Consider the following 21,710-nt stretch of genomic DNA (forward strand, 5'->3'; position numbering starts at 1 on the left):
TTCTCTTTTTCAACTCCCAACTCTTAAAGCAAGCAATGAACACCCCGACCCCCAACGCCAGCGAAGAAATCCTGATCGAACGAAAGATCACCTTCAGGAACTCGACCTTCGGCGGACTCAAGACCTACATCCGTGAGCACGAACACCGCACAGGTGAACGCCTCACCAACGCCGCCGCCGTGGATCGACTCCTTCGGGCTCAGTTGGCCTACGCGATCAACCGCAACGCGGCCCACGAAATGATGACCCTTGCGCGGTCTGCTGGCGCCAAGTCGCTTCAGGCGATCGACAACAAGGAAGGTGCAGCATGAGCAAGCGTGATGGCCGCTCCCTAACCAGCACAGTCAACACAGTGCCGACCTCAACCATGCTGACGCTCGGGCTCACACCTTTGCAGGCCGAACGCATCATCCGCGTGCGCCGCGTGCTGCCTCTTGCCGAAAATCGCCGGTCGCCATGTCTTGATGGTCGGAAGCTGTGGGAGCGCATCGGCAAACCCCACGGGCGATTCCGGGACTGGGCCGATGCCTACATCAAGCCCATGATGGAGCGTTCGGCGACTTGCGCGGAAATAACCGCGAAACTCGTCCAGCCCAAAACGGGCCGTCCATCGAAGGAGTACATCCTGAGTCGCGACGTTGCTGCGAACCTTGCCATGATGGCGAACACGTCCGAGGGCGAAGACATCCGCGCCTACTTCCTCGACATGGAAGACCTCGCGCAGCGCCTCACCGTGCATCTTGGGGTTCGCGTTACGGCCATCGTAGAGACCGACGCTCAGGTCACCAGCCTGTTCCGCAAGCGGGCCGGCGACGATGCGAAGGCTGGACGCATCCCGAAGGGCGCCATAGCGGCCCAAGCGACCGAGCGCGAGAAGCTCCTCAAGGACAGCGTTTGTGTTGTCCTGACGGGGCAGCGCACGGGCTGGTGGCGGGAGACCTTCGGGCGAGGCGTCCGGGACGTGCTCGACACAGACGATGCGAAGCTGTACTCGAAGTGCTACGAGTCCGCCCGCGCAGCCATCGAGTCGAAACTGGTGAAGGACGCGGCAACGTTGGTGCGCTTCCTCACGCCGAGCTACGGCCGGAAGGTTGAGCCGGCCAAGTACGTGCGAGCGATGGCCGCTTAGCCCCCCTCGCGGAGCCCCATAGGCGGGCTCAGGGGCGCCACGGCGGTGCGGTTAAGGGGTGGGTGACCTCGCCGCATTCGCCGGCCCTGAGCATGAGTTGGCAAGGGGGCAGTTTGCCTGTTTGCTATCAAAATGATAGCGTCCCTGAGAGTATCTGTTGCCACCCCCTCCGGGGCATCTCTCAGGAATCCCTCGTGCGGCTCTCGCGGAACCGCTCAGAACCAACTCTCGACCTTCACCTTCGCCCCCGGCATGACCCTCCGCACCGTCCTGATCGCCAAGGCTCCGTCAGCGACAATCGCCGCATGGAAGAACTCAAGGCAAGTCACCGCTACGCCGTACTGTGTCATCTCAGCGGCAAAGTGGAGGAACTTCAATACCAACTATCCGAGGTTCTCGCCCGCTGCGACACATCCCTTAGTCGCTTCCAGACTGGGCAAGCGGCGCCCATGTTCGAGCAGAGACAGGTTTGCTACAGCTTCTCGGCATTCGCGAACGTGTTGCAAACGTTGAAGGACATCGCAAAGGACTTGCTCGGAGACAACAATCCCGGTGAGAGCCTACGCGCCCTGCGCCACGGCGCCTTCATTTTGGACAGTCGGAACGCCATGACTCATGACGGGCATCCAATCGTTGATGCTTGGGTTGACGGGCGCTTTCATGTTGCCGCAGACATCTACAGATTCAACAAGGGGACGCTGGTGACAATTCAAGCGCCATCGCAAGACATCCGGACGGTGTGCCTGGAGTTCACCGCCGATCTGTGCATTTATCTAAGGGGACTATTGGAAGCAAAGCGTGCCGAGCCCGCAATTGAGCACCCACTACCGGACTTCACGCGCATCGAGCAGGCCCTGACAAGTTCCATCGTCCCTGAATTCGCAAGGGCGCTCTTTGCTGATCAAAGGGAAGAAGTCCGGGCCAGCCTGCTGAGCTTTCGTCCCGATCCTTTGGATGCCGCATGCAGAAGCGCGGACTCTCTGGCTGACTACTGTGCCCGGGCGATGAAGTCAGCGCTGGTCTAAGGCATTTCGACGGCGCCGCCAAGCCCCTCAGGAAGCCCTCTACGGCCCCATCACGGCCAACTGAAGAGCAGGGTAGCGGATGGCCTCAACGGCGTCCTGTACCTCGATCAACGTGCGATGGTCGTAGACCACGGTGCCGACACTCCCCACCGTCTTGTGCCCCGTCACCTTGTCCATCGTGCCCTCGCTGTGACCCGCCTTGCGCATCAATGGGCGCACCGTGTGGCGGAAGCAATGGAAGTCAGGGCGGGTGCCCGTGAGTCCGAGCGCGTTGCGGTGCTCCTTGAACCAGCGCCCAAACAAGTCGCTCGGCTTCCCCGCACGCAGCGGCAGGGAGGGCCAGAGCGAGTCGCTGCCTGATGCCTTGATGGCCTTGACGTACTTGAGGAAGCCGAGCCGCACGAGTTCGCTGTGAATCGGAACGCTACGGTGGCCCGCATCGCTCTTGATGCTTTGGCCTTCGCCCTCATTCGTCAGCACCAGCACGTCGATGCCCTCGACCTTCTGCACGTCCACGGTGCGCAGTTGGCAGAGTTCACCCAACCGGGTGCCCGTATAGAGCCCCAACAGGGGAATCCAGTACGCAGCCTCACGGCCACCATAGCGGGCATCGGGGAGGGCGTAGGAGGCGTGCAGCGGCGCGGAGAACAGCGTCTGAAGTTCCTCTGCCGTCCATGGCCGGCGCTTGTTGGTCGTGGTCGTCTTGATGTCCAAGCCCCGCCACGGTTGCTTCGGGAGCCACTCAAGGGTCTCGTGCGCGTACTTCAGGAGGGACTTGATGTTCGTGAGGCGGTCGCGGGCGGTCTTCGAGGTGTTGCAGTTGTCCCGCAGCCACGTCCTGTAGGTATCGCCCATCTCCCGCGTGATCGCTTCCAAGGTGATGCCCTTGTGCTGCCCCTCGAACTGCCTCAAGGCGCGGTCGTAGACGGCTACGGAGTCGTCGGAGCGGGGTGCATCGCCGGACTTCTTCCAGCGGTCGAACACATCCCGCAGCGTTGGGGGCTTGGCCTTGCTGGCCTTGGGTGCCTCGACCTTCGGCGTCGGAACGACTTCCCCGGCGTCCTTATGGGTGGCCTCCCGGCGTGCCGTTCGGTGGGCGTTGAGCGCGAGGAGAAGGGCGTCGCGAGCCCCCGGCGTCTTTGGATTGAAGGAGACCCCGAGCTTGGCCGCTTCAGCGTGGACGATGGGCAGCACGGCTGCGAGGTTGCGGCCAGCAAGTGATACAGCGGCCTTGCCATCAAGGAAGGCATTCAAGCCCGACAGTGCCTCTCGTTCCTCCTCAGTGGCCCCGCTCAGATCATCGACACGGGGCAGGCTCTGCGGCCCTTCGGGGATGCTCAGGGGCGACATCTGGCGGCGCACGCGGGCCATGTCGGCGAGCGTCTTGAAGTCGTCGCGGAGGCTGTCGTCTCCAGCAAGTGCTACGGCCCGAACTCTGGCAGCAAGGAGCGCCGCCATGTCGGGCGTGATGAAGTCAACCGGGGAGGGGTTGAGTTCGCTTCGCTTGGCCTCGAACTCGGCAAGCCATTCAGCCCGCTTCAGGGTTGCCAGAAGGGTTGCATCGCGGCGGTCGCTGGTGCCCAACGATGGGTTTACAGACGCCTTCCCGTAGACCTTACGGAGGTCGTTCGGGATGACGACGCGAACGTAGAAACGCGAGCCCCGGAGGTTCAATCCCTCGACCTTTGCCATGTCTGTTCCCGTGGTCGTGGCGAGGTTTTCGCCGCGCTTGTTGCGAGGAAGTGACACGGCAAGTGCTACAGCAAAGTGCTACAGAGAGGGCTTGTAAGTGGTTGATAGCACTCAAGTTGTTGATAACTCAAGGCTTTTTGATGTGAGGTTGACGAGCCTTACCCCCGGCACTGGCTACGCAGTTAGGGCTGCTTGGTTCCCCACCTGACCCGGTTGGCCACTTCACCATGCGGGGAGGCCCGTCAACCGTCATTCTAAACCCCCGCGCCGGGCGCACTTCGTATCGCTTTTGTTTCCCCTTCGCGCTGCCGGGGCGCAGTGGCCGGCCTTTTAGAATGGGGCGATGTCCTATCTCGTGCTCGCCCGCAAATACCGTCCCCGGAACTTCGAGGAAATGGTGGGCCAGGAGCATGTGGTGCAGGCTTTGTCGAACGCGCTCACCACCCAGCGGCTGCACCATGCGTATCTGTTCACTGGCACGCGCGGGGTCGGCAAGACGACCGTCTCGCGCATCCTCGCCAAGTCGCTGAACTGCCAGGGGCCGGACGGGCAGGGCGGCATCACGGCCACGCCGTGCGGTGTGTGCCAGGCCTGCAAGGACATCGATTCGGGCCGCTTCGTCGACTACACGGAGCTCGACGCGGCCTCGAACCGCGGTGTGGACGAGGTGCAGTCGCTGCTCGAGCAGGCGGTCTACAAGCCGGTGCAGGGACGCTTCAAGGTCTTCATGATCGACGAAGTGCACATGCTGACCAACACCGCGTTCAACGCGATGCTGAAGACGCTCGAAGAGCCGCCCGAATACCTCAAGTTCGTGCTCGCAACGACCGACCCGCAGAAGGTGCCGGTCACGGTGCTGTCGCGCTGCCTGCAGTTCAACCTGCGGCCGATGGCACCCGAAACGGTGCTCGAACACCTCACGCATGTGCTGCAGACCGAGCAGGTACCGGCCGAGCCGCTGGCGCTCAAGCTGCTGGCGCGTGCCGCGCGCGGCTCGATGCGCGATGCGCTGTCGCTCACCGACCAGGCCATTGCGTTCGGCAACGGCACGCTGGTCGAAGGCGGTGTGCGCCAGATGCTCGGCACGGTCGACCGCGGCCATGTGTTCGGGCTGATCGAGGCCCTGGCAGCCGGCGACGGCAAGACTGTGGTCGAAACCTCCGAAGCGCTGCGGCGCGATGGTCTTTCGGCCGCATCCACGCTGGAGGAAATGACCAGCGTGCTGCAGGCCATGGCCGTGCTGCAGGCCGTGCCGTCGCGCGCCGAAGCCGCGCTCGACACCACCGACCCCGATGCGGCCGAAACCGCGCGGCTCGCCGTGCGCATGCCGGCCGACGAAACGCAGTTGCTCTACAGCCTGTGCCTGCATGGCCGCGGCGAGCTCGGCCTGGCACCCGACGAGTACGCGGGGCTCACGATGGTGTTGCTCCGGCTGCTGGCGTTCAAGCCAAACCCGGAAAAAAAAACTCTGAGTGAGCCAGTGCGGGCAGCTGCGCCCGCAGTCGAAAGACAGGCGTTGCCGGCTGCACCCGTGACCTTCCCAGTGGTGGCCGCAGTCGCCGCGCCGGTCGCACCGGTCGCACCGCCACCGGGCCATCGCCTCACCGTCGTCGAACCGCCCGCGCTCGCGGGCTCGGAGCCCAGAAGGCCAGCCGCACCTGTGGCGCCGGCCCAGGACGCCGCCAAGGTTGTCGCCATGCAGGTGCGCGTGCAGCCGCCGCCCGGCGCACGCGATGCAGCCCGAAGCGACGAACCGGGTGCGCCCATCGTGCCGAGCGAAGACGGCGATTTCTGGCACGAGACCGTGACGCAACTGGTGCTGGCCGAGGCCATCAGCGCACTCGCGCGCGAACTGGCGCTGCAGTCCCAGCTGGTGGCGCGCGATGTCGACCAGTGGCTGCTGCGGGTGGAGCGCGAGTCGCTCAATCAGGCCGCCAGCCGCGAGAAGCTGCAGACGGCATTGGTCACGCTGGGCCACGGCGTGAAGCTCGCAATCGAGATCGGCAGCGTGGTCGACAGCCCGGCGCGCCGCAACAAGCTCGCGGCCGAGGCGCGCCAGCGTGCCGCCGAGGAGGCGATCCACAACGACCCGCTGGTGCAGAGCATGATGCGCGACTTCGACGCGCGCATCGTGCCGGGCACCTTGCGGCCGGTTTAGCATTCGCCCCATTCATTCTTCTTTCAACGATTTCAGGATCAATACCATGTTCAACAAAGGACAACTGGCCGGCCTCATGAAGCAGGCCCAGGCCATGCAGGACAACCTCAAGAAGGCGCAGGACGAACTGGCGACCATCGAAGTCGAGGGCGAGTCCGGTGCGGGCCTGGTCAAGGTGGTGATGACCTGCAAGCACGACGTGAAGCGCATCACGATCGACCCGAGCCTGCTGGCCGACGACAAGGACATGCTCGAAGACCTGGTGGCCGCCGCCTTCAACGCCGCCGTGCGCAAGGCCGAAGAAACCAGCGAGGCCAAGATGGGCAAGCTGACGGCCGGCATGCCAGGCCTCCCCCCCGGCATGAAGCTCCCCTTCTGATGCAAGTCTGATGCAAGCTCCAGAAACACCGCGGAACCGGCTCCGCCGGGCCGCAGGTGTTGCCCCCGGCAGGGGGGTGGCGAAGCGACACGAAGTGCGCGAAGCCTGGGGGAGAGCCCCACTTGGCTGATTCCAGCTCACTCGATGCGCTGGTGGAGGCATTGCGGCGCCTGCCGGGCGTGGGCGTCAAGTCCGCGTCGCGCATGGCCTTTCATCTGCTGCAGCACGATCGCGAAGGCACCCAGTTGCTCGCGCGCGCGTTGCAGCAGGCGGCCAGCCAGGTGCGGCATTGCGACCGCTGCAACACCTTCACCGAAGGCGAGATCTGCAATGTGTGCAGCGATGCGCGGCGCGACGCGAGCAAGCTCTGCGTGGTCGAGACGCCGGCCGACCAGGCCGCGCTCGAGCGCACCGGTGCCTTTCGGGGTTATTACTTCGTGCTGATGGGCAAGCTAAGTCCGCTTGACGGCATCGGGCCCAAGGACATCGGGCTGCAAAAACTGTTCGACCGCGCACTCGACGGCAAAGTGGTCGAAGTGATCCTCGCCACCAACTTCACCGCTGAAGGCGAGGCCACCGCGCATGTGATCGGCGAGGCGCTGCGCCAGCGCGGCCTCACGGTGACGCGGCTGGCGCGCGGCGTGCCGGCCGGCAGCGAACTCGAATATGTCGACCTCGGCACCATCGCGCATGCGCTGGTCGACCGGCGTTGAACTGGCAAGGAACCTACATGACCTTTTTCTCGCTCACGCTGGCCTACTGGTGCGTGTTGTTCGCCGCCTTGCTGCCCTATGTTTGCGCGGTGTTTGCCAAGCGGGGCGCCTTCGGGCCGCGCGACAACGTGCAGCCGCGCGACTGGGACAGTCGCCAGACCGGCTGGCGCGCACGCGCCAACGGCGCGCAGGCCAACAGCTTCGAGGGCCTGCCGTTCTTCATCGGCGCGGTGGTCATTGCGCATCAGCTCGGCGCACGCCAGGGCTGGATCGACCTGCTGGCGCTGGGCTACGTGCTGCTGCGGCTCGTCTACATCGTGCTCTATGTGCGAGGCCTCGGCAGCGCGCGCAGCACGGTGTGGACGCTGGCGTTTCTGCTCAACATCGCGATCCTGTTCATTCCGCGATAGGTGTTCTTCATGCTTACGTGAAAACCCGCACGGGATGTTCCCGATGCAGTTGGAGGGTCGGCTCCCTAAGCTCGACCGAACTTCCAACGTCAGAATCAATGGCTTCCGTGCCCGTTTTCATGCTCAACCGCCGCACCTTCACTTCCGCTGCCGCGCTGGGCGCCGCCGCCATCGCCGTTCCGCACATCTACGCGCAGCCGAAGCTCGAGAAGTCCAAGGTCTCCATCGCCGTCGGCGGCAAGGCCGCCTTCTATTACCTGCCGCTCACCATCAGCGAACAGCTCGGCTACTTCAAGGCCGAAGGGCTGGAGGTCGAGATCTCCGACTTCGCAGGCGGCTCGCGTGCGCTGCAGGCCGTGGTCGGCGGCTCGGCCGATGTCTGTTCGGGCGCGTTCGAGCACACCATCAACCTGCAGGCCAAGAACCAGTTCTTCCAGTGCTTCGTGCTGCAGGGCCGAGCGCCGCAGATCGCCGTGGGCGTGTCGACCAAGAACATGCCCAGCTACAAGACCATTGCCGACCTCAAGGGCAAGAAGATCGGCGTGTCGGCACCAGGTTCGTCGACCAACATGGTGGCTAACCTCGTGCTGTCGCGCGGCGGGCTCAAGGCCAGCGACGTGAGCTTCATCGGCGTGGGCGTTGCTGCCGGCGCATTGACCGCGCTGCGCGCCGGCCAGATCGACGCCATCAGCAACACCGACCCGGTAATGACCATGCTCGAGCAGAAGGGCGACGTGAAGATCATCAGCGACACGCGCACGCTCAAGGGCACGCAGGAGGTGTTCGGCGGCATGATGCCGGCCGCCTGCCTCTACACCTCGGCCGAGTTCGTGCAAAAGAACCCCAACACCTGCCAGGCGCTCGCCAACGCAATCGTCCATGGGCTCAAGTGGCTGCAGACCGCCGGCCCGGGCGACATCATCAAGACTGTGCCGGAAACCTACCTGCTCGGCGACCGCGCGCTGTACCTGGCCTCATTCGACAAGGTGCGCGAGTCGATCGCGATCGATGGCCTGGTGCCCGCCGAAGGCCCCAAGACGGCGCTGAACGCCATTGCCAGTTTCGACCCCTCGGTCAAGGCCGACAAGATCGACCTTGCCAAGCTGTACACCAACGAGTTTGCAAAGCGCGCGAAGGACAGGTTCAAAGCCTGATTTTCAAGTGGATTGCGACCCGGCTTCGGCCGGGTTTTTTCTTTGGGCCTTGTCACAATCCCGCCATGTCCGAATACGCACTCGAACTCCTCGACATCACCTGCACCTTCCTCGCCAAGGACGATCCCAACCAGCGCTACACCGCCGTTGCCGACACCACGTTGCGCATTCGCGAGGGCGAGTTCGTGTCGGTGGTGGGCCCGACTGGCTGCGGCAAGTCCACGCTGTTGAACGTCGGCGCCGGCCTGCTGGAGCCGTCGAGCGGCACGGTCAACGTGTTCGGCAAGCCGCTGGCCGGCATCAACGCGCGTGCGGGCTACATGTTCCAGACCGAGGCGTTGATGCCCTGGCGCAGCACACTCGACAACGTGATGGTCGGCCTGCAGTACCGCGGCGTGCCCGACGCCGATGCAAGGGCGCAAGGCGAGGCGTGGCTCGCGCGGGTCGGGCTTACCGGCTTTGGCGACCGTTATCCGCACCAGCTCTCGGGTGGCATGCGCAAGCGTGCCGCACTGGCACAGACGCTGGCGCTCGACCCCGACATCATTCTCATGGACGAGCCCTTCAGCGCGCTCGACGTGCAGACCCGTCAGCTCATGGAGAACGAGGTGCTCGACCTGTGGGCCGCGAAAAAGAAAGCCGTGTTGTTCATCACACACGATCTCGACGAAGCCATCGCCATGAGCGACCGCGTGGTGGTGCTGTCGGCCGGGCCGGCCACGCATCCGATCGGCGAGTTCATTATCGATCTGCCGCGCCCGCGCGATGTGGCCGAGGTGCGCACCGATGCGCGCTTCGTCGAGCTGCACACGCAGATCTGGAACGTGCTGCGCGATGAAGTCCTCAAGGGCTACGCGCAGCAACTCAAGAAGGCTGCGTGATGACATTGAAGCCTAACGAACAGAACGCCCGCTTCTGGCAGATCGCTCTGCTGGCCGTCATCCTGGTGGCCTGGCACCTGGCCTCGCGCAACCAGCAGTTCGCGTTTTTCGTCGGCGAGCCGATCCAGGTCGCAGGGCGCATCTGGAGCTGGTTCCTGCCGTTCGACGTGCCGGCCAATGTGCTGTTTCCGGAAGGCATCAAGGGCAATGCCGATGTCTACCTGCACCTGGGCACCACCCTGCTCGAAACCGTGCTGGCTTTCGGCATCGGCACCGTGCTCGGCCTGGCTTGCGGGCTCTGGCTGGCGCTGGCGCCGACCGCGAGCCTGATTCTGGATCCCTACATCAAGGCCGCGAACTCGATGCCGCGCGTGATCCTGGCGCCGATCTTCGGGCTGTGGTTCGGCCTTGGCATCTGGAGCAAGGTGGCGCTGGCGGTCACGCTGGTGTTCTTCATCGTGTTCTTCAACGTCTACCAGGGTGTGCGCGAGGTGAGCCCGGTGATCCTGGCCAACGCGAAGATGCTCGGCGCCAACCAGCGCCAGCTGCTGCGCACCGTGTACCTGCCGAGTGCGACCAGCTGGGTGTTCTCGAGCCTGCACACCTCCGTCGGCCTGGCTTTCGTCGGCGCGGTGGTGGGCGAGTACCTCGGCTCGGCGCGGGGGGTTGGCTACCTCATCCTGCAGGCAGAGGGCACCTTTGATGTCAACACTGTCTTTGCCGGCATCGTGGTTTTGACGGCCTTTGCACTGGTGCTCGACAACATCGTCGGCATGACCGAGCGGCGCCTCATGAAATGGCAGCCGCGCAGCGGCGAAACGGAGAAGCTCTGAAGCTCGGCGCTTCCTTTTGAAGATCAGCGCTTCTTCTTCGACGGCGTACCACCGCGCTTTTCGCGCACCACCTGCTGCTTGCTCGAAGCGGGTGTCTTCGACACTTTGCCCTTGCCGCCGGCACCGGTGACAACGGCGACCGGCTTGGTCGTGCCGCCGCCACGGTGTGCCGTGACGATCTGCACGCGGCCGCGCGCCGGCGCCTCGCCGGTACCGACACTGGCGGCGTGCGCGGCGCGCACCGGCAGGTAGACCACCACGCTGAAGCCGCGCGGGAATGCATGGTTGGGCTTCACGTCGTTCCACTCCGCCACGTTGGTCGTGCTCACGCTGTAGCGCCGTGCAATGCTGGCGACGCTGTCGTTGCGACCGGCCTTGACCATGGTGCGACGCGTCACGATCTCGGGCTGGAAGCTCAGGTGCCCGGTGTCGGCCACCAGGGCGGCCACGTCTTCCTGCACCTTGGCCGAGCGCGGCACGATCAGCGTGGAGCCGGCCTTGATCAGCATGCGCGGCGGCACGTTGTTGACGGCGCGCAGGTCGACTTCGCTCATGCCAGAGCGTTGCGCTGCGTCGGCCACGGTCATGGTGCCTGGCACTGTCCAGGCCGTCCAGCTGGCGTACTGGCCCTGGCTGTAGGCCTCGAAATTGCGCTCGAAAACCGCGGCGTTGTCCCACGGCAGCAGGATCTGCGGCGTGCCGGCGGCCAGGATCACCGGCTTGTGCGCGGCCGGATTGAGCGCGCGAAAATCTTCGATGCGCACGTCGGCCAGCTTGGCAGCCAGTGCCACGTCGAGGTCGCGCGTCAGCGTCACGGTCTGGAAGTAGGGGTGGTTGGCGATCAGCGGCAGTTCGGCGTTGAACGCCTGCGGATTGGCCACGATGTTCTTCACGGCCTGCAGCTTGGGCACGTAGAGCCGCGTTTCGGCCGGCATCGTGAGGTCGCTGTAGGTGGTGGGCAGGCCGGCGCGCTGGTTCTTGGCGATCGCGCGGCTCACGCTGCCTTCGCCCCAGTTGTAGGCGGCCAGTGCCAGTTGCCAGTCGCCGAACATGTTGTAGAGCTTCTGCAGGTAGTCGAGCGCGGCGCGCGTCGACTGCAGCACGTCGCGGCGGTCGTCGCGGAAGATGTTCTGCTTGAGGTCGAAATCGGTGCCGGTGGCCGGCATGAACTGCCACATGCCGGCCGCGCGCGCGCTCGACACGGCCTGCGGGTTGAACGCGCTCTCGATGTAGGGCAGCAGTGCCAGCTCGGTCGGCATGTTGCGGCGCTCGAGCTCCTCGACGATGTGGAAGATGTACTTGTTCGAGCGCTCGGTCATGCGCTGGATGTAGTCGGGCCGGCTGGCGTACCACTGCTCCCGGTCGCGCACCAGGTCGCTCTCGAGGTTGGGCATCTTGAAGCCGCGCCGTATGCGGTCCCACATGTCGGCAGGTGGCGCGAGCTGCACCACGCTTTGCGACGTGGCGCGGCCCGAGGTGATGGGGGTCAGCGGGCCGTTCGGGTAAAGCGGCGCGGCGCCGCCGGTGGAGGACGCCGCGGCAGGGGCAGCGGCATTGGGATCGGTGCCGGTCGCGCAGCCTGCGAGCAGCAAGGTGCCCGCGAGGCAGGCGGCAATCAGGAATTTCATCGGAAGTCGTTTTTCCATTGGCGCAGCGCGGCGAACACCTGGGTGTCGGTCGCCGAAGCCGAAAGCTCGGCATGGGCGCGCACTGCTCGAAGGACAGAGGCTTCGCGGCTGCGAAGAAAGGGGTTGATCCTGCGCTCGGTGGCCAGTTGCGAAGGCAAAGTGGGCTGGCCGAGCGCGCGCTGTGCCTCGCACTGCGCCGTATAGGGAGTCAGATCGGGGTTGCCGGGTTCCACGGCGCGGGCGAATCGAAGGTTCGAAAGTGTGTATTCATGGCCGCAGCACACGCGGGTGTCGCCCGGCAACGCGGCCAGCGCGTCGAGCGAGGCCAGCATCTGGGCCGGCGTGCCTTCGAACAGCTTGCCGCAGCCCGCCGAGAACAGGGTGTCGCCACAGAACAGCAGGGGTGCCGCGGCGCCCTCGGCCGGCAGAAAGAAAGCGATGTGCCCGGCGGTGTGGCCCGGAATGTCGATCACCTCGAAGCGCAGGCCCAGTGCCTCGGCGTGGTCGCCCTGTGCCAACGGCGTGAACGGCGCGGGAATGCGCTCGCGCGCCGGGCCGAAAACCCTTGCGCCGGTGGCCGCGTGCAGCGCTGCCACGCCGCCGGTGTGATCGGCATGGTGGTGCGTGACTAGAATCGCGGCGAGTTGCAGCTGGCCGCGTTCGAGCGCTTCGAACACCGGCTGGGCATCGCCCGGGTCCACAACGATCGCATGCGGCCCGTGCTGCAGCATCCAGATGTAGTTGTCAGCAAAAGCGGGCAGCGGAACGAGGGTCATGAGCGGTCAAATTATAGGTTTGCAGGATTGGTTCCAGACCCCGCCCGGCCGCTACCTGCTGGCGTGGGAGCAGCGGCAGTTCGACCAGGCGGTGGCCGATATCTTCGGCTACCACGCGCTGCAGCTTGGCCTGCCGGCGGTCGATGCGCTGCGCGCGAACCGCATGCCGCACCGATGGCTGGCACTGCCGCGCGCCGAAGCAGCGGGCAAGCGCACGCCGCGCGTCGCGCTGCTGGCCGACTCCGTCGCCCTGCCGTTTTCGGCCAACAGCCTCGATCTGGTGCTGTTGCCGCACACCCTGGAACTCAGCGACGACCCGCACGCGACATTGCGGGAAGTCGAGCGGGTGCTGGTGCCCGAAGGCCGCGTGGTGATCTGCGGCTTCAACCCGCACAGCTTGTGGGGCCTGCGCCAGCGCCGCGCGCGCCTGTGGCGCAGCCTGGGTTTCGGCGAACTGTTCTTGCCCGATGCCGGCGAGTTCATCGCCTACCGCCGCATGCGCGACTGGCTGCGGCTCTTGAGCTTCGAGGTCGAATCCGGCCGCTTCGGCGCCTACCGGCCGGCGGTGCGCAGCGAAGCCTGGATCGAGCGCTACCGCTGGCTCGACAGTGCCGGCGAACGCTGGTGGCCGATTTTCGGCGCCGTTTATTTTCTGGTGGCGGTCAAGCGTGTGCGCGGGCTGCGGTTGCTGAGCGCCGACTGGCGTCGCGCCGCATCGCTCGCAAGCGCGCCAATACCGGTGACCGGCAAGGTGCACCGCCGGCCGGCCGGCGACACCCGCACGCTGGCGCACGGCGCCACCCAACAAGAGGAAAAGATAGTTTGAACGAAGTCGTGATCTACACCGATGGCGCCTGCAAGGGCAACCCGGGGCCGGGTGGCTGGGGCGCGTGGCTCAAGTCGGGCGCCACCGAAAAGGATCTGTTCGGTGGTGAACTCAACACCACCAACAATCGCATGGAACTGACGGCGGTGATAGAGGGCCTGGCCGCGCTCAAGCGGCCCTGCAAGGTGATCCTTTACCTCGACAGCCAGTACGTGCGCCAGGGCATCACCGAATGGATCCGCGGCTGGAAGGCCAAGGGCTGGATGACCGCGGCCAAGCAACCGGTGAAGAACGTCGAGCTCTGGAAGCAACTCGACAAGCTGGTGCAGGAGGGCGGCCACACCATCGACTGGCGCTGGGTCAAGGGCCATTCAGGCGACCCCGGCAACGAACGCGCCGACATGCTCGCCAACAAGGGTGTCGAGCGCGCGCTGGGCCGCCTCTAGACGCGTGGCGGCGCGGTGAGCGCCTCGCCCATGCGGGCGCGGAACAGCAGTTGGTCGGTCTCCCGCAAGCGACGGCTCAACTCGCGTCCGATGTTCATCTGGATCACTGCGAACTCCGCCGCATCGCGCTCGAACAGGCGGTAGAGATTGGCGGAACTGAGCTCGATCGCGCTGCAGTCCAGGTCGGCGCGCACGGAGGCGCTGCGCGGAAACAGGTCGAGCAGCGCCATCTCGCCGAAGCAGTCGCCTTCGCCGAGCCGGCGCAGCAGCAGGTCGTGGCCTTGCCAGGCCTTGGACACCGTGACCCGGCCGCGTTCCAGCACGAACATCGCGTGCGCCGGATCACCCTCGCGGCAGAAAAAGCCGCCGGCCGGCACCTGCACAAGGGGGGCGGGTTCGAGCAGGAACTCGAGCGTCTCGGCCCCGATCGCGCCGAAGATCGGCATCTGTTGCAGCAGTTCGACGCGGGCTGCGAGCATGGTGGCTACATCGCGCCGTCGAACATCATCACATCGACCTCGTCGCCCGGCGCAACGCTGTCCTGCGCGTGGTGCAGCACCACGAGGCCGTTGCCCTCGACCATCGAACTCAGTACGCCCGAGCCCTGGTTGCCAGCGATGCGCACCTCGGGCAGTGCGCCGGGCACCGGCGTGACCCGGCCGCGCTGGTATTCGGTGCGGCCGGGCTTCTTGCGGATGGCGGCCACGCTGCGCGCGCGCAGCAGCGGTGGCGGCGCGGCGCTGGCGGCGTTGCAGCCCATCAGCTGGAGCAGGGCCGGCCGCACGAAAGCCAGGAAGGTCACCATCACCGCGACCGGGTTGCCGGGCAGGCCGAACAGCACGGCCGAGCCGGTGTGCGGCGCGCGCGGGATCAGGCCAACCGCCATCGGACGCCCGGGCCGCATCGCCACGCGCCAGAACGCCATGTCGCCGAGTTGCTGCATCACGGCGCGGGTGTGATCGGCCTCGCCGACGCTGACGCCGCCGCTGGTGATGATGGCGTCGGCGCGGCCCGCGGCGTCTTGCAGCGCTGCCGCCAGCGCGGCCGGGTTGTCGCGCACCATGCCGAGGTCGACCACCTCGCAGCCCAGCCGCGTGAGCAGGCCGAACACGGTGTAGCGGTTGCTGTCGTACACGGCGCCTTCGCGCGGCGCATCGCCCAGGCTCAGGATCTCGTCGCCGGTGGAGAAATAGGCCACGCGCAGGCGGCGCAGCACCCCCACCGTGGGCAGGCCGAGGCTCGCGAGCAGGCCTAGCGCGGCGGGCGAGATGCGTTCGCCCTGCAACAGCGCCGGGCGGCCTTGCATCAGGTCTTCACCGGCGAAGCGGCGGTTGTCGCCGCGGCGCAGCGCCTTCGCAGGGAACCGCACGCGGTCGCCGTCGACGTTGCAGAACTCCTGCGGAACGACCGTGTCGAGGCCAGCCGGCATCACGGCACCGGTCATGATCCTGAGCGCATCGCCGGTGGCCAGCGTGCCGCGCCAGGCCGCACCGGCGAGTGCGGTACCGGCCACCCGCAGCGTCAGTTCGGGCGAGGGCGTCTCGAGCAGCGCGCCGTCGAAGGCAAACCCGTCCATCGCCGAGTTGTCGTGCGGCGGCACGTTGAACGGCGAGGTCACATCCTCGGCCAGCACCCGGCCCAGCGCCTCGAACAACGGAACGCTTTCGCGCTCGCGCACGACGGCCGGCGCCGCCAGGCTGGCCAGGAAGGCCTGTACTCCGTCGACGCTCAGGGCCTTGGGGTCATAGCCGGCCAGTGCGGCGGCGATCTCGGCGATGCGGCTCATCGTGCACGCGCGCCTTCGAGGGTCTGCAACTCGGCCAGAGTGTTCGCGTTGAAGAACGCGTCGGGCGCATCGCCGGCACGGTCGAAGGGCACCAGCACGGTGCGGTGCTGCGCCGTCCATGCGTCGATCTTGCGGCCGCCACCCTGCGTGAAGCGGATCAGGCTTTCGAGCAGCGTGGTCGGCAGCAGGCAGAACACCGGCTGGGCGCGCAGCACTGCGGGGCCGCCATCGTCCTGCGGTTCGGGCGCGCTGACCATGGCGATCTCGGCATCGGCCTCGACCAGCGCAGCGGCGAGCCGCTCGGCCAGATCGAGCGGAAACATCGGTGTGTCGCAGGGCACGGTCAGCAGCCAGGGTGTTTCGCAGCGCTCGAGCCCGGTCAGAAAGCCGGCCAGCGGGCCCGCGTAGTCGGCCAGGCTGTCTGGCCAGACCGGCACGCCGAACGACTCGTAGGCCGCCAGGTTGCGGTTGGCATTGACCATCATTTCGCCAACCTGCATGCCGAGCCGCAGCACCGCGTGCATGGCCAGCGGCGTGCCATTGAAATTCTGCAGGCCCTTGTCGACGCCGCCCATGCGCGAACCGCGGCCGCCGGCCAACACCAGCCCCGTGATTTCAGAAGCAGGGATCGAAGTATGGATTGGCATTGTCATCCGCCGATGTAGCTCATCTCGACGCGGCGCGGCGCGCTGCCGTCAGCTGCGGCATCCGGCCCGCGCAGGGCGCGCAGTTCGGAATAACGGTCGGCGCGGCCTTGCCAGATGTGGCCAATGGCAGAGATCAGTTGCCCGTCGGCCGCATCGCCCCGCAGCAACGGCCGCAGGTCGTGGCCGCGGCTCGCGAACAGGCAGGTGTAGAGCTGGCCTTCGGTCGACAGGCGCGCGCGGCTGCAGTCGTGGCAGAAGGCCTGCGTCACGCTGCTGATGACGCCGATCTCGCCGCCGCCGTCGGCATAGGCCCAGCGCTGCGCGGTTTCACCGGGCGCAGCGGGTTCCAGCGGCAGCAACGGGAATTCGGCCGCGATGCAGGCAATGACCTCGGCCGAAGGCATCACCTCGTCCATGCGCCAGCCGTTGGTGGCGCCCACGTCCATGTACTCGATGAAACGCAGCACGACGCCGGTGCCGCGGAAGTGGCGCGCCATGGGCAGGATCTCCTGCTCGTTGGTGCCGCGCTTCACAACCATGTTGACCTTGATCGGGCCGAGGCCCGCAGCGAGCGCTGCATCGATGCCCATCAGCACGTCGGCCACCGGAAAATCGACATCGTTCATCTGCCGGAACACGGTGTCGTCCAAGCCGTCGAGGCTGACCGTCACGCGCTGCAGGCCGGCCGTCTTGAGCGCGGCGGCCTTGCGCGCGAGCAGCGACCCGTTGGTGGTGAGCGTGAGGTCGAGCGGTCGCCCGTCCGTCGTGCGCAACGCGGCGAGTTGCCCGACCAGTATCTCGACATTCTTGCGCAGCAGCGGCTCGCCACCGGTGAGCCGGATCTTGCGTACGCCGTGCGCGGCAAACAGGCGCGCGAGCCGCGTGATCTCCTCGAAGCTCAGCAGCGCGCTGTGCGGCAGGTAGGTGTAGTCCTTGTCGAACACTTCCTTCGGCATGCAGTAGCTGCAGCGGAAGTTGCACCGGTCGGTCACGCTGATGCGCAGGTCGGTCAGCGGGCGGCCGAGCTGGTCGGCCAGGTGGCCGGTGGCCTCCAGCGGCAACTGCGCCACCACGGCGGCGTGCGGCACGACGCGCTGATCGACAAGGGGAATCACACGGCTGGACATGCCGCAATTCTGCGCCACTTGCCTTTGCCCGATCGTGGGGTGGAAATTGGCCGAGGGGTGCCTCGGCTGATGAGTAGTCTCAAACGCAGCGTGCGCCGTCGACCTCGATGCAGACGCCGCTGATGAACGACGCCTCGTCGCTCGCCAGATACAGCGCCGCGTTGGCCACGTCGAGCGCGGTCGAGAAGCGGCCCAGCGGAATGGTGGCGCGGAACTTGGCCTTGCGCTCTTCGGTGACTGGGCCGCCCGCGAACTCGGCGGCGAGGCCGGTGTCGGGGTTGAACACCGGGTTGATGCAGTTGACGCGGATATTGTCGGGGCCAAGCTCGGCCGCGAGCGACTTGCTGGTCGTGATGACCGCGCCCTTCGAGCCGTTGTACCAGGTAAGGCCGGGTCGCGGCCGCACGCCCGCCGTCGATGCAATGTTGATGAACGAGCCACCGCCGTTTGCGCGGAAGGCTGGCACGGCGTGGATCGTCGAAAGGTAGATGCTCTTGACGTTGACCGCATAGCAGCGGTCGAATTCGTCTTCGCCGACTTCGAGCGCAGGGCGGTTGCGGTGCGTCCAGCCCGCGTTGTTGACCATCGCATCGAGCTTGCCGTGGCGTTCGACGGCCGCGTCGACCAGCGCCTTCATGTCGGCCGACTTCGTGACGTCGGCCGCGAAGAACGAAGCGCGCCCGCCATCGCGCAGGATCGCATCAACCACCAGCTTGCCGGCCGCCGGGTTGATGTCGTTGACGATGACTTGGGCGCCTTCGGCTGCCAGCCGTTTGGCGATGCCTTCGCCGATACCGCCGCCGGAGCCGGTGACGATGATGGATTTGTCTTTGACGCGCACGAGTTGTCTCCTGGAAAAAAGGGGGGCGGCAGGCTTAACCGTGCCGCACGGCCACGGTCTTGAGGGTCGTGAAGCCGTACAGCGCTTCAAAACCCTTTTCGCGCCCGTAGCCGGAAGACTTCACGCCGCCGAACGGGAGTTCGACGCCGCCGCCGGCACCATAGTTGTTAATGAACACCTGGCCGCTGCGCACGCGCTTGGCCATGCGGAACTGGCGGGCGCCGTTCTGTGTCCAGATGCCGGCGACCAGGCCAAACTGGGTGGCGTTGGCCATGGCGACGGCTTCGTCCTCGTCGCTGAACTGCATGACGGCCAGCACCGGGCCGAACACTTCTTCCTGCGCGAGCCGGTGCAGCACGGGCACATCGCGCAGCAGCGTCGGCGCCTGGTAGAAGCCGGTTTCAGGGGCTTCGTCCACCACCACGCCCTGCGCCACCATCGGAATGCCGGCGTGCTGCGCATCGCTCAGGAAATCCCACACGCGCTGCTGCTGTGTCTGGCGGATCAGCGGGCCGACATCGAGGTCCATGGCCGCAGGCCCGACCCGCAGCGCCTCGAAGGCGTGGCCGAGCCGCTCGAGCACCGGTTCGTAGATCCCGCGCTCGATCAACACGCGGGAGCCGGCCGAGCAGGTCTGGCCAGCGTTCTGCACGATGGCATTGATCAGCACGGGGATGGCGGCGCCGATGTCGGCGTCGGCAAAGATGATCTGCGGGCTCTTGCCGCCGAGCTCCAGCGTGACCGGGCAGTGCCGTTCGGCCGCAACCTGCTGGATCAGCGTGCCGATCTTGGGGCTTCCGGTGAAGCTGATGTGGTCGATGCCTTCATGCCGCGCCAGTGCGTCGCCGACCTCGTGGCCGTAGCCGGTGACGATGTTGAGCGCGCCCGCCGGAAAGCCGACTTCGGCGGCGAGCTGCGCCACGCGAAGGAGCGAGAGGCAGGCATCTTCGGCCGGCTTGACCACGCAGACGTTGCCGGCCGCCAGGGCGCCGCCGACGCTGCGCCCGAAGATCTGCATCGGGTAGTTCCAGGGAATGATGTGGCCCGTGACGCCGTGCGGTTCGCGCCAGGTGAAGACGCTGTAGCCGTCCTGGTACGGAATGGTCTCGCCGTGCAGCTTGTCGCAGGCCCCGGCGTAGAACTCGAAGTAGCGCACCAGCGCCAGCGCGTCGGCGCGTGCCTGCTTGACGGGTTTGCCGCAGTCGCGCTGCTCGAGCAATGCGAGCTCGTCGGTGTGTTCGGCGATCTTCTGCGAAAGCTTGTAGAGCAGCCGGCCGCGGTCGGCCGCGCTGACCTTGTGCCAGACCGACTCGAAGCAATCGCGCGCCGCGCTCACGGCTGCGTCGATGTCGTTGGCATCGCTGCGCTGCAGTTCGTCGAAGGGCTGGCCGTCCGAAGGGTCGAGAACGGGAATGGTGCGGCCGGAGGCGGATGCAACGCTGGCGTTGCCGATGTAGTTCAGTTGCATGGGCGGCATTCTCACGCAAGGCGCGCTTCGTATGCTGTCGCGCAGATCCGGCGCGGCCGGGCTCGCTTATCCTCAGGTCAATCTTCAACCCATGGCCCAAACCTTCCAGTCCCTTTCGATGCTCCAGGTGATGGCCTGGGGCGTGCTGTTTTTCGGCGGCATCTACCTGGGTTTCGGTGCGCTGAACTGGTTGATCACGCGGCATTTGCTGCCGGCGCTCGGTATCGGCCGCGTGCTCGATCCGCGGCCAGTGGGTCGTGAGCAACTGCAACGCGAGCTGCTGCAATCGGGCAGCTCGGTGCTGATCTTCGGGCTTGGCATGGTGTTTCCCTGGGGGCTGCTGCAACTCGGCTGGGCGCGCCTGGCCGTGAACCCGGGCGGCTGGCAGATCGCCATCGAGATCCTCGTGCTCGCGGTGTGGAACGACATCCACTTCTGGATCAACCACCGCCTGCTGCACACGCGCTGGCTGCGGCGCTTCCACGGGCCGCACCACCGGTCGGTGGTGAGCACGCCGTTTTCCACCTACAGCTTTCACCCGGTCGAGGCGCTGATGCTCGGCAACGTGATCCTGCCGCCGATGCTGGTGCACGACTTCAGCTTCTGGGCGCTGGCCGCGGTGCCCTTGTTCAGCCTGTTCTTCAACAATGTCGGGCATTCCAACTACGACTTTTTCCCGCGCGTGTCGTACAGCCACTGGTTCGCGGCCAGCCGGCGGCACCATCTGCACCACGCGGCGCACGGCGGCAATTACGGCTTTCAATTTACTTTCATGGATCGGCTGTTCGGCACCCGGCTGCCGGCCGACGCGGCCGATGTGCAGCTCGACGCGTTCCGAAAGAAGCAGAAGGTCGTGCATGACGCATCGGCTTGACGGTCTGCCGCGCCTGCGCCGCCGGCGCGACTGGCAGAGCCTTGCGTACCTGGCCGCTTTCCCGGCGCTGGCGGCCTGGCAATGGGTTCACGGTTTCTGGTGGCCGTTCTATGCGCTGATGCTGTTTCTCACGCTCGGCATCGGCGTGATTCACCACAACCACACCCACCAGCGCATGTGGCGCGGGCGCCGCGCCAACCGGCTCACCGACTTCTGCATCACGCTGCTGCAGGGGCACCCGACCTTCGTGTTCTGGCCGGCCCATGTGGCGAACCACCACCGGCACCGGCATGGGCCCGACGACCTGGCGCGCACCTACCGCTTCGGTGGCGATACCAATCATCTGGCCGGCTACCTGCTGCACCCGCTGCAGGCCGCCTGGGTGCTGTACCCGCTGTTCGTCGAATGGCTGGGCCAGTTGCGGCGCAACGACTCGGGTGCGTTCCGCTATTGCGTCGCGCAGTACGCGGTATGGCTGGGGTCGTGGGCGCTGCTGCTCGCGCTCGACTGGCGCCGTGCGCTGCTGTTCGTCATCGTGCCGCAGCTGCACGGGCTGCACTGGCTGCTGGCGACAAACTACCTGCAACACGCCCATGCCGATGGCCGCCCGGCTGCCGTGAAAGAGGCGCAAGGCGATACGCCGGGTAGCGCGCTGAACTACGCACGCAACTTCGAGGGCTTGATCAATCCGCTGTTGTTCAACATCGGGTTTCACACCGCACACCACGAGACTCCGCATGCGCATTGGTCTGAACTTGCAAGCCTGCACCATGCGCATTACCGCAGCCGGGTCGATCCGGCGCTCAACGAACGGGGGATCGTGGCCTACATGTTGCGTGTGTTCGTGCTCGGCGCCCTGGTGCCGCGCTTTCGCAGCCGCTCGCTGATGCCGGCGGGTTCACTGCCAAAACCTTGAG

The 21,710-nt window shown here is 66.1% G+C and carries 23 protein-coding genes and 1 other RNA gene; 14 read left to right on the forward strand and 10 right to left on the reverse strand.

Going from position 1 to position 21,710, the window contains the following annotated elements; all coding sequences use genetic code 11:
* Positions 1–35 precede the first annotated feature (35 nt).
* From ACSFA8_RS14720 to ACSFA8_RS14730, 3 genes are all read left to right on the forward strand, one after another.
* Positions 36–311: a hypothetical protein gene (locus ACSFA8_RS14720; protein ID WP_435480252.1), complete on the forward strand. Its 276-nt coding sequence runs from the start codon at positions 36–38 to the stop codon at positions 309–311.
* On the forward strand, positions 308–1,129 hold the full coding sequence (locus tag ACSFA8_RS14725) for an antA/AntB antirepressor family protein (protein WP_435480253.1): 822 nt from the start codon (positions 308–310) through the stop codon (positions 1,127–1,129). Before ACSFA8_RS14720 ends, ACSFA8_RS14725 begins: the two co-directional genes overlap by 4 nt.
* A 305-nt stretch (positions 1,130–1,434) precedes the next feature.
* On the forward strand, positions 1,435–2,154 hold the full coding sequence (locus ACSFA8_RS14730; protein ID WP_435480254.1) for a hypothetical protein: 720 nt from the start codon (positions 1,435–1,437) through the stop codon (positions 2,152–2,154).
* Positions 2,155–2,193: 39 nt separating this feature from the next.
* Here the strand turns inward: ACSFA8_RS14730 and ACSFA8_RS14735 are convergent, their stop codons facing one another.
* Both ACSFA8_RS14735 and ffs read right to left on the reverse strand, forming a co-directional pair.
* Positions 2,194–3,846: a DUF6538 domain-containing protein gene (locus ACSFA8_RS14735; RefSeq protein WP_435480255.1), complete on the reverse strand. Its 1,653-nt coding sequence runs from the start codon at positions 3,844–3,846 to the stop codon at positions 2,194–2,196.
* A gap of 147 nt (positions 3,847–3,993) precedes the next feature.
* An RNA gene (gene ffs, locus ACSFA8_RS14740) (signal recognition particle sRNA small type) lies at positions 3,994–4,090 on the reverse strand.
* A gap of 99 nt (positions 4,091–4,189) precedes the next feature.
* Between ffs and dnaX the strand changes: the two genes are divergently transcribed.
* The 7 genes from dnaX to ACSFA8_RS14775 all read left to right on the forward strand — a co-directional run bounded on the left by dnaX (position 4,190) and on the right by ACSFA8_RS14775 (position 10,374).
* Positions 4,190–6,004, forward strand: a complete 1,815-nt coding sequence (dnaX, locus tag ACSFA8_RS14745; protein ID WP_435480256.1) for a DNA polymerase III subunit gamma/tau — start codon at positions 4,190–4,192, stop codon at positions 6,002–6,004.
* Positions 6,005–6,050: 46 nt separating this feature from the next.
* The gene (locus ACSFA8_RS14750; RefSeq protein ID WP_435480257.1) at positions 6,051–6,383 is read left to right on the forward strand and encodes a YbaB/EbfC family nucleoid-associated protein; all 333 of its coding nucleotides are present in this window, start codon (positions 6,051–6,053) and stop codon (positions 6,381–6,383) included.
* 122 nt (positions 6,384–6,505) lie between these two features.
* Positions 6,506–7,096 (forward strand): recombination mediator RecR, encoded by a 591-nt coding sequence (gene recR / locus ACSFA8_RS14755; protein ID WP_286544870.1) that lies wholly within the window; start codon positions 6,506–6,508, stop codon positions 7,094–7,096.
* A gap of 17 nt (positions 7,097–7,113) precedes the next feature.
* Positions 7,114–7,506 carry an MAPEG family protein gene (locus ACSFA8_RS14760; protein WP_435480258.1) on the forward strand — a complete coding sequence of 131 codons (393 nt, stop codon included), beginning with the start codon at positions 7,114–7,116 and terminating at the stop codon, positions 7,504–7,506.
* Positions 7,507–7,625: 119 nt separating this feature from the next.
* Positions 7,626–8,660: an ABC transporter substrate-binding protein gene (locus ACSFA8_RS14765; RefSeq protein ID WP_435480468.1), complete on the forward strand. Its 1,035-nt coding sequence runs from the start codon at positions 7,626–7,628 to the stop codon at positions 8,658–8,660.
* 65 nt (positions 8,661–8,725) lie between these two features.
* A complete protein-coding gene (locus ACSFA8_RS14770) occupies positions 8,726–9,541 on the forward strand; it encodes an ABC transporter ATP-binding protein (RefSeq protein ID WP_435480259.1) in 816 nt (271 codons plus the stop codon).
* Positions 9,541–10,374: an ABC transporter permease gene (locus ACSFA8_RS14775; RefSeq protein WP_435480260.1), complete on the forward strand. Its 834-nt coding sequence runs from the start codon at positions 9,541–9,543 to the stop codon at positions 10,372–10,374. Before ACSFA8_RS14770 ends, ACSFA8_RS14775 begins: the two co-directional genes overlap by 1 nt.
* A gap of 23 nt (positions 10,375–10,397) precedes the next feature.
* On the opposite strand, the gene ACSFA8_RS14780 is transcribed toward ACSFA8_RS14775, so the two are convergent.
* A complete protein-coding gene (locus ACSFA8_RS14780; RefSeq protein WP_435480261.1) occupies positions 10,398–12,002 on the reverse strand; it encodes a transglycosylase SLT domain-containing protein in 1,605 nt (534 codons plus the stop codon).
* Entirely contained in the window at positions 11,999–12,778 is a 780-nt protein-coding gene (gene gloB / locus ACSFA8_RS14785) for a hydroxyacylglutathione hydrolase (RefSeq protein WP_435480262.1), read from the reverse strand. The genes ACSFA8_RS14780 and gloB overlap by 4 nt, the downstream gene beginning before the upstream one ends.
* Between gloB and ACSFA8_RS14790 the strand changes: the two genes are divergently transcribed.
* Together ACSFA8_RS14790 and rnhA are read left to right on the forward strand one after the other, a co-directional pair.
* Positions 12,777–13,604, forward strand: coding sequence for a class I SAM-dependent methyltransferase (locus tag ACSFA8_RS14790; protein WP_435480263.1), 828 nt, complete (start codon positions 12,777–12,779; stop codon positions 13,602–13,604). The genes gloB and ACSFA8_RS14790 overlap by 2 nt on opposite strands.
* On the forward strand, positions 13,601–14,050 hold the full coding sequence (gene rnhA, locus ACSFA8_RS14795) for a ribonuclease HI (RefSeq protein WP_435480264.1): 450 nt from the start codon (positions 13,601–13,603) through the stop codon (positions 14,048–14,050). The genes ACSFA8_RS14790 and rnhA overlap by 4 nt, the downstream gene beginning before the upstream one ends.
* Here the strand turns inward: rnhA and ACSFA8_RS14800 are convergent.
* The 6 genes from ACSFA8_RS14800 to ACSFA8_RS14825 form a co-directional block, all read right to left on the reverse strand.
* Positions 14,047–14,529, reverse strand: a complete 483-nt coding sequence (locus tag ACSFA8_RS14800; RefSeq protein ID WP_435480265.1) for a Crp/Fnr family transcriptional regulator — start codon at positions 14,527–14,529, stop codon at positions 14,047–14,049. The two genes, rnhA and ACSFA8_RS14800, sit on opposite strands and share 4 nt — an antisense overlap.
* 5 nt (positions 14,530–14,534) lie before the next feature.
* Complete coding sequence (gene moeA, locus ACSFA8_RS14805) at positions 14,535–15,836, reverse strand: molybdopterin molybdotransferase MoeA (RefSeq protein WP_435480266.1); 1,302 nt, start codon at positions 15,834–15,836, stop codon at positions 14,535–14,537.
* The gene (gene mobA, locus ACSFA8_RS14810; RefSeq protein ID WP_435480469.1) at positions 15,833–16,483 is read right to left on the reverse strand and encodes a molybdenum cofactor guanylyltransferase MobA; all 651 of its coding nucleotides are present in this window, start codon (positions 16,481–16,483) and stop codon (positions 15,833–15,835) included. The genes moeA and mobA overlap by 4 nt, the downstream gene beginning before the upstream one ends.
* A gap of 2 nt (positions 16,484–16,485) precedes the next feature.
* Positions 16,486–17,610, reverse strand: coding sequence for a GTP 3',8-cyclase MoaA (gene moaA / locus ACSFA8_RS14815; protein ID WP_435480267.1), 1,125 nt, complete (start codon positions 17,608–17,610; stop codon positions 16,486–16,488).
* 79 nt (positions 17,611–17,689) lie between these two features.
* Positions 17,690–18,451: an SDR family oxidoreductase gene (locus ACSFA8_RS14820; RefSeq protein WP_435480268.1), complete on the reverse strand. Its 762-nt coding sequence runs from the start codon at positions 18,449–18,451 to the stop codon at positions 17,690–17,692.
* 34 nt (positions 18,452–18,485) lie between these two features.
* Entirely contained in the window at positions 18,486–19,919 is a 1,434-nt protein-coding gene (locus ACSFA8_RS14825) for an aldehyde dehydrogenase family protein (RefSeq protein WP_435480269.1), read from the reverse strand.
* 91 nt (positions 19,920–20,010) lie between these two features.
* On the opposite strand from ACSFA8_RS14825, the gene ACSFA8_RS14830 reads away from it, so the two are divergent.
* Both ACSFA8_RS14830 and ACSFA8_RS14835 read left to right on the forward strand, forming a co-directional pair.
* Positions 20,011–20,793, forward strand: a complete 783-nt coding sequence (locus tag ACSFA8_RS14830) for a sterol desaturase family protein (RefSeq protein WP_435480270.1) — start codon at positions 20,011–20,013, stop codon at positions 20,791–20,793.
* Positions 20,777–21,709 carry a fatty acid desaturase family protein gene (locus ACSFA8_RS14835; protein WP_435480271.1) on the forward strand — a complete coding sequence of 311 codons (933 nt, stop codon included), beginning with the start codon at positions 20,777–20,779 and terminating at the stop codon, positions 21,707–21,709. The genes ACSFA8_RS14830 and ACSFA8_RS14835 overlap by 17 nt, the downstream gene beginning before the upstream one ends.
* Position 21,710: the final 1 nt, after the last annotated feature.

Origin of the sequence: Variovorax nitratireducens (assembly GCF_051216545.1) — a bacterium.
Taxonomy (GTDB): domain Bacteria; phylum Pseudomonadota; class Gammaproteobacteria; order Burkholderiales; family Burkholderiaceae_C; genus Variovorax.

Coding starts and splice junctions, on each gene's coding strand:
- ACSFA8_RS14720 (WP_435480252.1), top strand. CDS start 36: ATGAACACCCCGACCCCCAACGCCAGCGAAGAAATCCTGATCGAACGA.
- ACSFA8_RS14725 (WP_435480253.1), top strand. CDS start 308: ATGAGCAAGCGTGATGGCCGCTCCCTAACCAGCACAGTCAACACAGTG.
- ACSFA8_RS14730 (WP_435480254.1), top strand. CDS start 1,435: ATGGAAGAACTCAAGGCAAGTCACCGCTACGCCGTACTGTGTCATCTC.
- ACSFA8_RS14735 (WP_435480255.1), bottom strand. CDS start 3,846: ATGGCAAAGGTCGAGGGATTGAACCTCCGGGGCTCGCGTTTCTACGTT.
- dnaX (WP_435480256.1), top strand. CDS start 4,190: ATGTCCTATCTCGTGCTCGCCCGCAAATACCGTCCCCGGAACTTCGAG.
- ACSFA8_RS14750 (WP_435480257.1), top strand. CDS start 6,051: ATGTTCAACAAAGGACAACTGGCCGGCCTCATGAAGCAGGCCCAGGCC.
- ACSFA8_RS14760 (WP_435480258.1), top strand. CDS start 7,114: ATGACCTTTTTCTCGCTCACGCTGGCCTACTGGTGCGTGTTGTTCGCC.
- ACSFA8_RS14765 (WP_435480468.1), top strand. CDS start 7,626: ATGCTCAACCGCCGCACCTTCACTTCCGCTGCCGCGCTGGGCGCCGCC.
- ACSFA8_RS14770 (WP_435480259.1), top strand. CDS start 8,726: ATGTCCGAATACGCACTCGAACTCCTCGACATCACCTGCACCTTCCTC.
- ACSFA8_RS14775 (WP_435480260.1), top strand. CDS start 9,541: ATGACATTGAAGCCTAACGAACAGAACGCCCGCTTCTGGCAGATCGCT.
- ACSFA8_RS14780 (WP_435480261.1), bottom strand. CDS start 12,002: ATGAAATTCCTGATTGCCGCCTGCCTCGCGGGCACCTTGCTGCTCGCA.
- ACSFA8_RS14790 (WP_435480263.1), top strand. CDS start 12,777: ATGAGCGGTCAAATTATAGGTTTGCAGGATTGGTTCCAGACCCCGCCC.
- gloB (WP_435480262.1), bottom strand. CDS start 12,778: ATGACCCTCGTTCCGCTGCCCGCTTTTGCTGACAACTACATCTGGATG.
- ACSFA8_RS14800 (WP_435480265.1), bottom strand. CDS start 14,529: ATGCTCGCAGCCCGCGTCGAACTGCTGCAACAGATGCCGATCTTCGGC.
- moeA (WP_435480266.1), bottom strand. CDS start 15,836: ATGAGCCGCATCGCCGAGATCGCCGCCGCACTGGCCGGCTATGACCCC.
- mobA (WP_435480469.1), bottom strand. CDS start 16,483: ATGCCAATCCATACTTCGATCCCTGCTTCTGAAATCACGGGGCTGGTG.
- moaA (WP_435480267.1), bottom strand. CDS start 17,610: ATGTCCAGCCGTGTGATTCCCCTTGTCGATCAGCGCGTCGTGCCGCAC.
- ACSFA8_RS14825 (WP_435480269.1), bottom strand. CDS start 19,919: ATGCAACTGAACTACATCGGCAACGCCAGCGTTGCATCCGCCTCCGGC.
- ACSFA8_RS14830 (WP_435480270.1), top strand. CDS start 20,011: ATGGCCCAAACCTTCCAGTCCCTTTCGATGCTCCAGGTGATGGCCTGG.
- ACSFA8_RS14835 (WP_435480271.1), top strand. CDS start 20,777: ATGACGCATCGGCTTGACGGTCTGCCGCGCCTGCGCCGCCGGCGCGAC.